Below are 15,172 nucleotides of genomic sequence, written 5' to 3' on the forward strand. Positions count from 1 at the left end.
TATGAGTTCATATTGTTTTGTTTTGTTTTGTTATGGGTTCCTATTGTTTTGTTATGGGTTCCTATTGTTTTGTTATGGGTTCCTATTGTTTTGTTATGAGTTCCGTTCCTACTGTTTTCCTATGAGTCCATGTTGTCTTCTTATCAAGGCGTTTAAACGTATTTCTCCCGATATTCCGTAGGTGTACGCAGGTAAATCTTCTTGAACTGGCGGGCGTAATAATTCTGGTCCCGGAATCCGCTCTCTTGAGCCACTTGCAAAATGGACAGGTTGGGATTACGCAGAAGCGTACAGGAATAATCCAGCCTCCGCCGGATCACATAGTCCATGGGCGTCGTTTGGAAGTTCCTTGCGAACTCGCGAAGAAACTGCCTTTTGGACAAATACGCCCTTTCCGCGAGCATATCCAGATTGAGCGGCTCCTGAAAGTGTTCCTCCAAGTACGTAATGGACTCGGCGATTCGAAGCGCTTTATTCTGAGGCCACCCGTTGTTCGCCACATAATAACGGGAGAGCACACCCATGAGTGCCGTAAAGTAGGAGCGGATCAGCATCCGGTAACCTTCTGGCCGCTGCTCATACTCATCCAGAATGACATCCAGCAGACCGGTGACCTGCCGCAGCTGTTCATCATTCAGGGTAAGCATTCCTTTGAAGTTCATTTCCTTCCGGTAGAACGGCTCGAAATAAAATAATGCCTGGAAGCCGGCCATCAGCTTCAGTTCCTGCAGCTGAGTCATCTGGTCAGGATGAAACATGACGTTGACGTATTCAATATGATCCACGTCTTTATAGCCGTGGGACACATTGCCATGGATGAAGAACACCTGCCCGGCAGAGATCGGATACTCCCTTCCTTCGATAATGTGAGTTGCGGTACCTCCAAGAATGACAACGAGCTCGGAATAGTCATGCTGGTGCACATCAAAGTCATGAGTTAGAGGGCATTTCTCGATGCGAAAAATAAAATCCGTTTCCAGCCCGAGGTCCAGATAATGGCTTTTTCTATTCATGTCGCTATTATGCTAAAGAAGGTCACTATCGTCAAGGAATTATGAAGCCAATTACAGTAACATGGGGATAAACGACATGAAACTGAGGTGGCTTATGTACCGCTATCATTTCCGTGCGCAGTGCCGCGAGAATATGAACCTGATGCAATTGTTCCGCCAAGCTCTACCCATACTCCAAACCCAGACGCAGGAACTCGGCGCCCGTCAACTTAGTCTGTTCCATTTCGGAACACAGCTGTTTCTTTATTATGAAAGCCCCGCTCAGTCGGTTGACCCTCATGAACTGTTCGCTCACTGCGAAGACGCTTTGGAAATCTGGCCCGGAACGAGCAGTGTTAGAAGGTGGGTACCGATGATCGATATATTCCACTATCACAAGCCGGTCAGCGAGAAGCAATGGTTAAGACAAAACGCTTCGGCCCGGCCTTATGCCAGAATCGCCCATCTCAAGCCGGATCAAGTCGCCAGTTATGTCTTTTATCATTACCAGTATCAGGAGGAGAAGCCGGGGGATGGCGATAAGTACGGGATGATTGCCCTGCATGAGAATCTGATGTTCTTCTACTCGGAAGATCCGCCAACCATCGAGAAGCCGTCCTATTCAGGCAAGCTCTCCACATCCAATACGCCGTCAGACTGGGCGGGAACGATGGAGCCACACTTCATACCCTGGGATTCGTCCGATGGGAGCTCCCGGATCTGGCTGGAAATTCCGCTCGTAATCCGGGCATAACGAATGTCAAAATGAAAGGAGTATTCCTACCATGCGAACTCAATATTGCTTAAACGGTGAATGGAATTTCATGCCCTTGTATGTGCAGGGCACTGGCTTCGGGCTTCCTGCAGAGCTGGTTTACGAAGAGCAGAAGGTTCAAGTGCCCTCCAGCTGGAGAAGCTCCTACGAAAGGCTGCCGGGAAAGAACTTTGGGATCATTCCTGAGTACGAATATGCGCCATATGATGTATTTCAATATCCGAAGGAGTGGACGCAAGCCGAAGCGGGAGTTCTTCACCGTTCATTCCGGGTGCCTCCATCCATGAAAGAAGCAGGAACACGCATCTTCCTCCGTATGGACGGGGTCATGCAAAAGGCTGCCGTGTATCTCGACCATCATCTCGTAGCCATGTGGGAGGATGGTTACCTGCCTCTTCTCGTGGAGATTACCGAACTGGTCAGAAAGGATACGGAGCACGAACTTCATGTAGTCTGCGGCAGCTTTGACAAGGTGGAGATTCCTTCTGGTCAACAGAAGATCACGGGCCTTGCAGGCTCGTGGTTTGGTTCGATTTCCAGAGGGATATGGCAGGACGTATATCTGGAAAGTCGGCCCGAGATTTCGCTTGCCGATGTAACAATCCGAACGTCGGTACGGGAGAATCGGCTGGACGTAGATGCTGCGGTAATCCATCCCTTGGCTTCCTCCTTGAAGACATCGCACAAGGCTATTCTTCATGTGCGCGAAAACGGTGATTCGGCGTCCTCCCCCATTCTTCAGGCTGAAGCTGATGTGTTAGCCGTGAGCGGCCAAGGGGATTCAAGCCGGCTCACGTTCCGACTGGATTGGAAGGACGCCAAGTACTGGAATCCGGAGCAGCCTTTCTTGTACAGCTTGGAGCTTGTGCTTCTGGACGGTGACCGGGTTATCGACCGGGTGGAACAGCCATTCGGCTTCCGTGAGATCTGGACCGAGGGTTCGCAGTTTATCCTTAACGGTACGCCCATAAACTTGCGCGGTGACTCCTGGCATTTCCAGGGTGCCATTCAACAAACGCAGGAGTACGTACGCACCTGGTATGGCATGTGCAAGGAGGCCGGAGTGAACTGTGTTCGTCTGCATGCCGCCCCTCATCCGACCTATTATCTGGATATCGCCGATGAAATGGGCATGCTGATTGTGGATGAAACGGCCATCTACGGTTCGAGCAAATCCATGCCTGCCGATCATCCCGCTTATATCGCGAACTGCACAGCCCATGTCCGCAGACTGGTAGAGCGTGACCGTAATCATCCATCCATTATCCTGTGGAGCTTGCAGAACGAGATGCGCTGGGTGGATGGCCGCGATATATTCAAGCAGCATATGCCTTCCATGATGAACCTCATTCGCGAGTTAGATCCTACCCGCCCGATCATCGCAGAAGGCGATAACCGTCTCCTCCCCCAAGAACTTACGGAGGTGGAGAGCAGGCACTATAACATTGACGGCACAATTGACGCATGGGATCGGAAGGCTCCTCTCGTGTTCGGCGAGCATGGCGGCTGGTGGTATGTCTGTCCCCAGAACAGCAGCATGTACGTAGGCTTGACCGCGTATCGAAACACGGATGAATGTATCCGAGGTCTGGCCGAGAAGGAGCGGCTGTTCGTGGAATATGCGAGGCGGCAAGGCGTTTCCGGAATCTCCACCTTCAACTTCGCCCATTATTTCATGCGGGCCATGCCGGAGCACGATATTGTGCTTCCTCCATCTGCTCCAGATACGCCGGGGCCGAAACCAAAAGTCATTCCGAAATACGCCCTAACGCTGAATAACGGCCTTCTTCCGAAGGAATATCCCCTTTATATGAAGAACCCGTCCTTCCCGATCATGGAAGCCTCTTTCAAGCCCGCTACCATGATACCAGCAGAATACAATCATTCCTTCTTCGATGATGAACCCATTTCCAGAAGCTTTGATGTCTATAACGATACCTTCCATTCAAGTAAAACTCAGATTGAATGCAAAGTACGTCAGGAAGGCATACTTCTTCACCAGGAGCTCTTCCTGTTCAACCAAGAACCGGCGGATCATGAGATCGTGACCGTAACCTGGAAACCTGAGCCTGTTAAGGATATAACCGCTTTACACGTTCATGCCGTAATGTTTCACGATGACAAGCTCGTTCATGAGCTGAATTTGCAGTACAAACTGTATCCCTCACATTATAAAACTACCCCGGTCTCTATAGATCGGCCTGTGGCCTTCATAGGTCGGGACGAAGACTTTGATCGGATAAACGTGCTTGTCCCGGAATGCAGACAAATCCGGCTTGAACAGCTTGGTGAGCTTTCACCTAATCACCTCGTCGTTGCAGGCAGCGGACTGGAGGATGAGGACGGTCAACTGGAGATGGCGCTCCGAGATCATGTACGGAGGGGCGGGCGTCTTCTGCTGTTGGAACAGTACCATCTGTCCCTGGGTCAATTGACGATTTCGCGGCAGGATTTCATCAGAGCCCACGCGGGCAGCTATGACCATCCCATCCTTCAGGGCTTGGACGATGAGGATTTGATGTTTTGGGACGAAAAGATCCGTGAGGATGGCCCACCTCCTATCATCCACGCCGCTTTCGAGAAACCGATCAAGGGCAATTTCAATATGATCTTGGAGTGCAGCGCAGGGGACTTTGGAGATGGCGGGGATCTGTGGTCCCCTCTACTGGAATACCGGAACGGCAGCGGCCTCTTCATCGCTAATCAGCTGCAGCTCATGGAGCATTTCGACAGCGTCCCTGCGGCCTGCTGCTTGCTGCGCAACATGCTCGCTTATGCAGGAAACGTCGAATCGATATCGAGCCGAACGGGTGCATGGGTTGAACCGGGAGCAGCAGCAGAGCATTTCCTGCGGTCCCTTGGCCTTTCCTTCGATGTGCTTGGAAAAATCACGAGCAGCCTTTTTGCAACATATCAACTTCTTGTCGTAGAGCCAAGCCTCCTGTTGGATCCGGATTCCGTAGCCGTTTTGAATAAATATGTTCGGCATGGCGGTAAACTCGTCATCCTTCCCGCTGCTCCAGGTCATGAAGCCGCCCTATCTGCTCTGTTGAAGCGCCCTGTCTCGATCCTGAAGCATGAAACGTATCACTTGGAGGCGAATTACGATAGGCCTGCGGTCCAAGGATTAAGTCCGGTTGACCTGTTCGGTTTCGATAAGGTTTTTCTCTCCCCCAGAGAAGTTGTTAATCGTCCCTTGGCCTCTTACAGTCTGCATACGACCGATGCAGCAGTACTATGTGCAAGCGTAGAAGGGACAGCATGGAAGGATTATTTTGTGCATGGGCATACATCGGAATACAGCAGGCTGGCATTGGTGGAGTTAAACCGGGATCATCAACATCCTGCCGGGAGTTTCGTACAGCAAGCGGAACAGGAACAAGGATCTATCATTTTATCTCAACTTCTCCTTGAACCGGATTCCGCCAAGTCCATACGCTTATATAGCCGACTTTTGGCCAATCTGGGGGCCGCCATAGACGACGGTCTTCTTCACAGCTCCAAAACAGACGCGCACTGGTCGATTGAAAAGGTCATGGCACTGCCTTGCAAGCCGTGGATCAATTACGAGGAAATGAAGGCCTATTATACAGATCCGGAATTCTCGCTGAACAATCTGGGCGAGGGGCTCTACGGCTGGATGCTCAAGAAAGAGCGAAGCTCTTCGGACGGTGCCTTTCTTATCCAGGAGCCTGGGGATGAGCGTTGGTTCCTGAGCTGTTTCGTTCATGGTTTGGACCCTTCATGCAATCCGGTCGATGGTATCCTTCGAGGTAAGCTTCAAGTCAACACAAACTGCGAATATGAGATTTATCTAAACGGGAGTCATGTTCCCGATCCGGAGAGACATATCGAGCTGCGTGCGGGTATTAATCGTCTGATCGCCATCGTGCAAGGAGCCGGTGAGGACATCCGGTTCGGTATGGTATTTAGGAACGCAGCCGGTTCATACATGAGGCATCTTCAATATCGTCTGACCTTGGATGATGTGGAGCCCAAGTAAGTTTACTTTTCCGTATCTGATACTGCGACAAGGATATTAATGAATCATTCCATTTCAAAAGAGGTGGGCTGCATGCATATGAAACATTCGACTGCACTTGAAGTTCTTCTTGATCAAGCAAACGAGAGTCTATCTGCGAACAGTCATGCGATTGCCACTTGGGAGATTCCCGGCTTTTACCAGGACACTGAGGGACACACGCTCGCGAAGCGGCGGATGGAGAAGGACGCCCAGGCGGCCTATACGACTGCACTAGCCTACCGGCTGTCAGGAACAGCTGCTTACGCAGGTAAAGCGAAGGAAATCATCATGGGCTGGGCAGTAGTTAATCGGGAGATTACAGGTGCGGACGGACCATTGGTATCCGCCTATCTTGGGGTTGGACTCCTTCTGGCGGCAAATGAAATCAAAGAATACGTGGACTGGAGCGAAAAGGAGCGAGAAATGTTCACCCAATGGATGACCCGGGTGTGCCTGCCGGAGTGGGATCGAATCCCCCTCCGCAACAACTGGTGGAGCTGGAGTCTGTATTCCCAGTTAGCGCTGTATCGTTTTATGGATGATAAGCTTCGTTTGGCAGAAGAGGTGACCGCGCTCAAAGAACATCTCGACCACTCCCTCTCCATCGAAGGATTCATTCCGGAAGAAGCGTCCAGAGGCAAGCATTCCGTGTGGTATCATTATTTCGCTCTCGCTCCGGTAACGGCCGCAGCCAAGCTCGTCCTGGACACGACGGGAGAGGATTTGTTCCGCTGGGTCTCACCGGGCGGCAAAAGCCTCCAGTATGCCGTCCAACAATTCTTCCATTATGTCAACGGACATCTGAAGGAATGGCCATATGACGATAATCCGATCTTCCCGGCACAGCTATCTGGCAATACATGGCCCCTTGATCTGGTTGAGGCGATGGCGAACATCTATAAGAATCCGGACTTTGAACGTTTTGTCGCCCCTTACCGTCCAATCACAGGCAATATTAATATCAACAGCGGCCTTTATCATGCTTATGCATGGATCTATCCCGAGCTGCAAATTCAACGTTAGCAATAAGAAAGAAGCCTTTCCGAAAATGATCGGAAAGGCTTTCTTCTGTGGTCTATTCTGTTGTTACAGCCTGCCCATCCCGAAGCAGGTAGGCTGTTGCTTCCTCCGTAATATGTTTGCCACTCTGGGCTTGAACCTCATGGAGGAACGCTTCCGTATTCCCATTATCCAGTTTCTTAAGCAGGCTATTGGCGATCCCGCCATTATCAATCCAGGACTTCTCCCGAAAGAGGGTTACCAGCGCTTTCAGTGAGCTGACATTTGCATAAGTGGAGAACGTCACAACCGCTTCCTGTTCATTCCCCGCTTCGTCTGTGGCGATTACTGTGAAGGTGTGAGCTCCCAAGGGTAGCATATAGAGAAGCACCCCCGCTCCCTGCTCGATCTGCTGATCATCGAGCCTTGCTGTACTCTTCAATTCATCAACCCCAGACACTTCATCGACAGCAGCCCATGACAGATTCAGGGACTCCGCACTTGTATAATCTCCAGCAAGCGGCTCTGCCACCGAAATCATGGGAGCCGAAGCATCCAGATTAAACTCCAGCGATTTCGCTTCCTCCGCGTTTCCGGATGAATCCAGTGAACGGTATAGAATGGAATAACGGCCGTCCTGACTGAAGGTCAGGGAGTCCTGATAGGCCAGCCAGGTATCCCCTCCATCCAGACTATATTCTGTCGATGCGGATGCAGAAGAGCTTTCAGAAGAAGAATGCAAGGCAAGGGTTACAGGCTGTGTATACCATCCATTCATGCCGTCCGGTTCTGCCGGACTTATGACGGCCGTGGTCTCTGGAGCAGTCCGATCGGTATCGATCAGGGAAAATTGGATGTCATCGAACCACATTTCGCTGAACCCGCCTACATAGAAACCTACCGTTCCAGATGGATTGTGCTTGGTATCCGACCCTTCAAGTCTAAGTTCCCCGTTTACGTACACGCGGATGTCGGCACCTTCGACCCGGATGCGGATGGTGTACTCGGTATCAGGCTTCAGGTCCTCATCAGGTAGATTCGTCGTTTTCAGAGCTGTCCATGCTCCATTATAAAGAATCCATTGTGAAGTGCCGTCCGCCAGCCTCTTGTATGCAATTTTCCCGGATGTGCTGGAGACAGAACGATCATATACATATAGAGTTCCCGTATCCGGCATGACCGCCGGCGTCTTCAACTTGAAGGTAAGGTCATAGTCGGTAAATGTCTTCGGATGAAGGGCCGAGGCGCCTTTGAGAATTTTATACTTTTTGTTGCCATCCACAGTTACAATACTGCGGTTCGGGTCCACCGGCCATCCGTTCGCTCCCGAATCGAAATCCGTAAAGTGCATTACATCAGATACCTGAATGCGTACGGATGCTGAAGCTTCCGGGTTGGCAGCTGATGTTACGGTGATATCTGCCTCGCCTTCCGCCAAAGCGGTTACCCATCCATGTTCATCCACAGCCGCAATTCCCGGTTGGGAGGTATGAAAGATAACCTCCTTATTCTCGGCATCAAGCGGATCAAATTGAAATTGCAGCTGCTTTTGTTCCCCCTTGACCATGTTGACATGGCTCTCACCAAGCAGCAAACCGGATACTTCCCTGCTTGGAACGGTAAATTTGATGTCATCAAACAGGAGCTCACTGAAGCCGCCGGCATAAAATCCAACCTGGCCGGACGCATTGAATGTCGAATCGCTCGCCTTTAGCTTCAATTTGTTATCCACGTAAACACTAATCTCCGGACCCTTAACGATAACTTTCATGTTATAGACGGTATCCGGCTGCAGATCAGGTGCAGCGAGCGTATTCTGCTTCACTGCTGCCCAGGCCGCATTATACAAGAGCCAGGCAGATGTTCCGTTTGCATACTTCCGGTAACCAATTCTGCCGCCGCTTCCGCCAGAATTCAAACGGTCAAACACATAGAATGTGGCATCATCTGCAATGACTTTCGGCGTCTTCATCTTAAAAGTCAGCTCATAATGGTTAAACTCATTCTCGTTTAACGTTGTTGCTCCTTTAACGAGCTTATACATATAGTTACCGCCTTCAACCTCGACAATGCTCCGGTTCGGGTCCGTAGGCCAGCTGTTCCTGCCGTTTTCGAAATCGGTATAATCGATAATGCCATCCCCAACTTCAACAGTAACCTGAACCTCATCCTTTAAGGCCGGATTGTCAGCAGAAACAGCCGTAATCGTAGCATTCCCTATACTAACACCCTTCAGCTTGCCGCTTGGATCCACCTTAACAATCGAAGGGTCGCTCGACGTGTACTGAATAGCGGGGTTCGTTGCGTTCCAGGGAATGACTGCGGAATACAGAGCGAATGACTTCCCAATCCCGATGGTTACGCTCTCGTCATACAATTGGATTCGATCTACAGCAATATCATCCGGAGCCAGGTATGGACCGGCTTTTCCCTGGGTCCCTATCTCGCTGAAAGGGATGGCCGGGAAGCCAGGAATCTTTTGGAACACTTCAGCATCCGCCTTCAAATTCAAATCCCCATTCGCCAGATTAACGAAGCCAGGATCATGATCCGTAATCCAGTTGTTCGCATACTGGAGCAGGTTTCGTTTGTCATTTGCTCCCTGATTATTCGTGCCGCTTAATTTCCTCGTCGGGTTATAGATCACATTGTTCTGAAACGTGTTGGTATCCGGATAAAACCGATTCTCCGTGAAGAAATCCCCCAGTTCCGGATATTTCTCCATATGCGGTGTGCCTTCAAAATTGTTGTTCTTTTCAAACAATGCCTTCCATTTGGGCATATAGTTTTTGGAGATTTGCTGATCCGGTTGATCGCCTAGATACATGTCCGAATATTCATACGGTACCTTTGCATCAATAAAAATATTGTTCCGGGTCTTGATATGGGCACCGCCGTTATTGAGAATGGCATCGTTACCCATGCCGTTAAATATGTTCTCTTCAATGGTAATGCCCATGGTGAAGTTATCCGGATATACCCCTTGAACCCCTGCCTTGCCTTCCCCGATATTGTGGAAATAATTCCGGCGGATTACCGATCCCCGTTCCTGAGGCGACTCGCCCAGATTCATATAGATGGCGCCGAGGTCCGAGAAGGTTTTGCAGACGTCATAAATGTTGTTGTATTCCACGAGATGGTCATTGCCAAAGATCAGCATTCCCGGATGGGGAGCGTCATGAATTTCGTTGTGGGAAACCTTGTTTCCCGCCCCGGTCAGAAAAATGCTCGGATTATAGGCTTTATGGTAATAAGCAAAATCATGGATATGGCTGTTCTCCACGACATTGTTGCCTGGCTCAAGCGTCTTCTTATCTCCACCATTCAGAATCACCCCGGTCCCTCCGATGTGATGAATATGGGAGCTGATCACCGCATGATTCACTCCGTCCACTTTGGCAAAGTCGTTATACAACCAGCGGCTCTGCGTATTAATCAGTACGCCCCCATTGGAGAAATTACGTATTTCGCAGTGCTCCAATCGGACGCTGTCCCCGCCCATAATAACTGCTGCGGAGTCCCGGCCATTCTCCAGGATCAGGTCCTCAAAGGTCACATGCGAAAGATTATTCGCGTTAATCATCGGTGTTTTAAGCATCGTAACCATGATCTCAGGATGATCACTTTCAAAGGCAGCCGTAGGCATAAAGTAGAGTTTACCCTGCTGCCGGTCGATGTAATATTCACCTGGCATATCGATTTCCTCAAGCAGGTTCTGGGCAAAATGGAAGTCCGGGTACCAGTTGGTAAACAGACCGCTCATCTCTCCGTATGCCAAGGTAATCGTCTTGTTGCTTGTATCGATGGATGCCACTTGGTTGTACGACCATTCCCAGCTGTAACCGAATATGCCATCCAACCAGATGTCATCCGCCTCTTCCCAGAGATCCGGTCTTTCGTAATTGTAGGTAAAGGTCCCGCCGCGTGTCTGCAAATCCGGATCATTGCGGGTAGGTCCGGGATCCGTGATGGTGCCCATCTGGACCGTTCCATTGTTGGGCCAGCGGGCAAGGGTCATGCCTTGACCTTCAACATACAGCTCCATCGGAGGAACCTGACTGACGTCATTGGCTTTGTAATACCCATGCCGGCTCATTACCCCGTAATCGGTGATACCTTGAGCTTTCAGGTCTACCTGAAGAACCTTCGTTCTGGCATCTGCACTGATGATTCGGTCCAGGACATTCATGTCCGTTACCGGAGAGAACCAGCTTTTCTGAAGTTCAAGACCGCCGTTTAACCGCACGCTTTCTCCTGGATAAGCCTTGTAGGTTATCCGCTTATTCTCCGTACCGGAGTCCTGCTCCTCCAGCAGAAAGCTTTCGCTTCTATTATAGGTGCCGCCCCTTAAATAGACCGTCACACCGCCTTCAGGCAGCCCGGAACCCTTCTTCACTTGCCGGATTGCATCCCTGGCCTTTTCAAGTGTACGGAATGGAGCGGCTTCCGTTCCCGGATTCGAATCGTCACCATCATTGGAAATATAAAAGACAGCACCAGGGTTCACCGCATCTTCCGCATTCACTCCCGTAACCGGCAGACCCCCTACCAACAAGACCAGGATTAATGCAATAATGATCTGTCTCCTCATCATCTTTGGAAATACCTCCCTTATCAGATCAATCAGATAAAATGCACATGATCACTACCCTTTTACAGATCCAATCATGGTTCCTTTTTCGAAATATCGAAGCAGGAAAGGATACATAACGATCACCGGCAAGGAGCTGACAATGACAGCCGCCATTTTCAAGCTCTCCGGCGCAGGTGGTGTTGCAAGCGTCGCCGTAGTAAACGGGTCGAGTTTGCTCTCGATAAGGATTTGGCGGACAACCTGCTGCAGTACGAATTTGGATGAATCGGTGACGTAAAGCAGGTTATCCATAAACGCATTAATGTGGTAAACCAGATTCCAGAGCCCGATCGTCACAAGAGACGGAATGGACAGCGGGAGCAGAATACGGAACAGAATCCGCAAGTCCCTTGCCCCGTCGATACGAGCTGCTTCGATCAGTGCATCCGGAACGGAGCGAAAAAACGAAATCATCACAAGCACATGAAAAGCATTGGCAGCGGATGGCAGCACATAGACCCAGTGCGTGTTAAGCAGATGCAGTTCTTTGATTAATAGATATTGCGGGACAATCCCGCCATCGAAGATCATTGTGAACAACAGCAGCATGATCAGCAGCCGCTTCATGGGCAGATCGGGACGGGAGAGCGGATAAGCGGCGCAGACGGTAACGAGAAGTGTTAAGGTCGTGCCTACGACCATCCGAAACAGCGTATTCGCATATCCTGACCAGATTAATGGATAGTCCAGAAGCCCGCGGTATGCTTCCCACTCGAAATCCCGAGGATAAAAATGAAATCCGCTTCGCAGTGCTTCTCCCCTACCGCTGAAGGAGACGGACAGGACATGAATGAACGGGTAAACAACGATGAGTGCCAGGATGGACAATATAAGGTAGATCATGGCGGGGGCAATGAGCTCTTGCCATCTTTTTATTTTCATGACTGTCTTCCTCCTGCCTTTACCATAGACCGCTCTCGCCGCGGCTCAATTTTCGCACCGTCAGATTAGCCCCCAGAATCAGCAGGAGCCCTACCAGCGATTTAAACAAACCAATGGCCGCCGTGTAGCTGTACTGAAACTGCTGCAGACCTACCCGGTAGACATAAGTATCGATGACATCACCCGTTTCATAATTGACCGGGTTTAACAGATTGATGATTTGTTCGAAGTTTGCGCTTAAGAAACCACCAAGACTCAGGATGAACATAATCGCGACGGTTGGCATGATGGATGGGATACTAATTCGAATGATTCGCTGCCACCGATTGGCTCCGTCAATGACGGCCGATTCATGCAGCTCCGGGTTAATTGCCGCCAAAGCAGCAAAGTAGATAATCGAGCCCCAGCCGATATCCTTGAGGATCGAAGAAATGACCACAATCGGACGGAAATATTCCTTCTTTCCCATATAAAAGACAGGTTCCCCTCCAAACCACTTCACAATTTCCCCTACAACGCCGGACGTTGGAGAGAGAAAATAAATAATCAGCCCGGACATGACGACCCACGATACAAAATGAGGCAAGTACATGGTCGTCTGGATAAACCGCTGGAAATACCTTGACCTCACCTCATTAAGCAAAATCGCCAGTATGATTGGTGCGGGAAAAGCAAAGATCATCTGATACAAATTCAGGAGCAGGGTGTTTTTAAGTAATCGATAAAAGTCCCCATTCTGAAATATTTCTTGAAAATGGCGGAAACCGACCCATGGACTTCCCCATATGCCGTCGACGACCCGGAAATCCTTGAAGGCAATGACGACTCCATATAATGGGCCGTATTTAAATACAACGAAGAATGCGAAGGCGAACAGAAATAATAAAAGCAGCTCTCCGTGTTTTTTTATCGTTTTCATGGCGCACTTCCTTGTTAAACCAAACTGCCAGCCCTCCCGCAAGGGATGATTACTCCCTCACAGGTGGCCTAGCCAAGTCAGGGTTATTTTTTGAATTGTGCTTGGTACATTTCATTGGCTTCCTTCGTTAATTCATCGCCGCCTTTTGCCTTCCATTCCGTTACGAATGTATCAAACTCAGTCAGAGGAATTTCACCGCTGATGATTTGTGCGAAATATTTTTGCATGAGTGACGTCAATTCCTGCTTGTATTTTCCGTCCGAAGGCAGCACAGAGAATAGCAGCGCATCGGTCCATCTTGGAGCAGATGAATACGTTTTGACCGCCTCATTGACCTTCGGATCGGAATATTTGTCCCGATAAGCCTGGGTGGTAATGTTACCAAAAGAGAACAGGCGGATTCCCAGTTGATCACGCTGCTCCTGCTTGTCGAATCCAGGCAGGAATATAGTCGCCCCCGAGGTAGCCCCGCTCTCAGCAAAATCCCATTGCTCCCCCTTTACACCAAGGCTGGTCATATTGATGGTCTCTTCATCATTGCTCTGTGCCTGTAAAATTTCGAACAGCTTCTCAAGCTTCTCAGGCTGATCCTTGACTTTGCTGCCGATAACCAGGAAATTGCTCTTGATTCCCCAATCCCATGAGCCATCACCGCCAGGTCCCTTCGGATTTTTGGAAAATGTCATCTTGGCATCCGGATTTAGTGCCAGCATTTCCTTGACTGTTGCAGATTCCGGCAGAGCGCCTTTGCTAATCTGCTCTTCAATAACGCCGATCCGGTTGTTATACAGTTTTTTACGATATGAATCCTGTGTATCTGTAATAAATTCCGGATCGATGACCCCATCCTCATACCATTTGCGCAGCTTCGCCAAGGCTTCCTTGGTCTCAGGCATGATCGATCCATTTACAATCTGACCATCCCTCTCCATCCACATGGTCGGCTCCACACCGAATGCACCGAAGATGGAATAGAACCCGGATGACCACGTGGACGTTGCCGTTCCTGTCAACCCGTACGTATCCTTCACACCGTTACCGTCCGGATCCTTTTGTGCAAAGGCATATACGGCTTCCTCGAATTCATCCAACGTCTCCGGGACTTTCTGAATGCCGACCTGATCCAGCCAGTCCTTACGCCACAACATCCCCAGATCGTAAGGCTTCAAATCGATAAACATCGGGATAGCCCACAGCTCGTTATTAACGGTAACGGTCTGAAAAAGCTCTTTCTTTTTCTCAATATCCGCGTAATACTCCGGCATTTTCTCCTTCAACATGTTCTGATCAATGCTCATTAACACGCCCTGATTCTGGTAAGCGATTACATTAGAAGGATCACCGAGCATGAATATGTCTGGTATATCCCCGGAAGCGATACTGGCGTCCGTTACCTTCACGGGTTTGATCTTTACATTGAACTTTTGTTCCAGCCACTTCTGAACCTCCGAGTCATTCACAACTCCATCTGCGGCAAAGTGAATGCCCCAGGAGATTTCGATTGGATTGGAGTTTGCTCCCGGCGTTTCTCCTGCATTAGAACTCGGGCTTGAGGTGTTCGTCTCGGAAGTGCATCCGGTAAGCAAGCCTGCCGTTAAACTTACAGCCAGTAAGATAACGCTTACAAATTTGATTCTTTTACGCAAAAGAATCTACCCCCTGTTGTTGGATTGGTTATGGATTCGAGATTCCCGCATCCTGCCTAACGACCCGGCCGGGTATTGGAAGCGGTTTTTACATACTTAAAATTTAAGCTTTATCCCTTCCGGCGCACAATCCTCTCATTCCATTTTTTTTATGTTTTTGGCTTCAGAAGCCGCGTAGAGCCACTGACGTTATTCCGTTTTTTGTATGTTTTTCAATTTCGATCTGTTCTAATTCGGCTGGTGTGATATATAATGGACTGCACAACTGTTGAGATCATCGAATTTAATTGTAAGCGCTACCA

At 49.7% G+C, this 15,172-nt stretch carries 8 protein-coding genes; 3 read left to right on the top strand and 5 right to left on the bottom strand.

Annotated elements, in window-relative coordinates; translation table 11 throughout:
* Window positions 1-152 precede the first annotated feature (152 nt).
* On the bottom strand, window positions 153-1,013 hold the full coding sequence (locus GUA98_RS10065; protein WP_193722942.1) for a helix-turn-helix domain-containing protein: 861 nt from the start codon (window positions 1,011-1,013) through the stop codon (window positions 153-155).
* A gap of 76 nt (window positions 1,014-1,089) precedes the next feature.
* On the opposite strand from GUA98_RS10065, the gene GUA98_RS10070 reads away from it, so the two are divergent.
* The 3 genes from GUA98_RS10070 to GUA98_RS10080 all read left to right on the top strand — a co-directional run bounded on the left by GUA98_RS10070 (window position 1,090) and on the right by GUA98_RS10080 (window position 6,814).
* Complete coding sequence (locus GUA98_RS10070; RefSeq protein WP_227779566.1) at window positions 1,090-1,746, top strand: hypothetical protein; 657 nt, start codon at window positions 1,090-1,092, stop codon at window positions 1,744-1,746.
* A gap of 31 nt (window positions 1,747-1,777) precedes the next feature.
* The gene (locus GUA98_RS10075) at window positions 1,778-5,770 is read left to right on the top strand and encodes a glycoside hydrolase family 2 TIM barrel-domain containing protein (RefSeq protein ID WP_193722943.1); all 3,993 of its coding nucleotides are present in this window, start codon (window positions 1,778-1,780) and stop codon (window positions 5,768-5,770) included.
* Between the two features lie 78 nt (window positions 5,771-5,848).
* Window positions 5,849-6,814, top strand: coding sequence for an alginate lyase family protein (locus tag GUA98_RS10080; protein ID WP_193722944.1), 966 nt, complete (start codon window positions 5,849-5,851; stop codon window positions 6,812-6,814).
* A gap of 52 nt (window positions 6,815-6,866) precedes the next feature.
* Here the strand turns inward: GUA98_RS10080 and GUA98_RS10085 are convergent, their stop codons facing one another.
* The 4 genes from GUA98_RS10085 to GUA98_RS10100 form a co-directional block, all read right to left on the bottom strand.
* Window positions 6,867-11,384 carry an Ig-like domain-containing protein gene (locus GUA98_RS10085; protein ID WP_193722945.1) on the bottom strand — a complete coding sequence of 1,506 codons (4,518 nt, stop codon included), beginning with the start codon at window positions 11,382-11,384 and terminating at the stop codon, window positions 6,867-6,869.
* A gap of 51 nt (window positions 11,385-11,435) precedes the next feature.
* On the bottom strand, window positions 11,436-12,305 hold the full coding sequence (locus GUA98_RS10090; protein ID WP_183522861.1) for a carbohydrate ABC transporter permease: 870 nt from the start codon (window positions 12,303-12,305) through the stop codon (window positions 11,436-11,438).
* 19 nt (window positions 12,306-12,324) lie between these two features.
* Complete coding sequence (locus tag GUA98_RS10095; RefSeq protein WP_193722946.1) at window positions 12,325-13,224, bottom strand: ABC transporter permease; 900 nt, start codon at window positions 13,222-13,224, stop codon at window positions 12,325-12,327.
* Between the two features lie 83 nt (window positions 13,225-13,307).
* Window positions 13,308-14,870, bottom strand: a complete 1,563-nt coding sequence (locus GUA98_RS10100) for an extracellular solute-binding protein (protein WP_193722947.1) — start codon at window positions 14,868-14,870, stop codon at window positions 13,308-13,310.
* Between the last annotated feature and the right edge of the window lie 302 nt (window positions 14,871-15,172).

It is taken from the genome of Paenibacillus sp. P13VS (assembly GCF_015143645.1).
GTDB lineage: Bacteria > Bacillota > Bacilli > Paenibacillales > Paenibacillaceae > Paenibacillus > Paenibacillus xylanilyticus_A.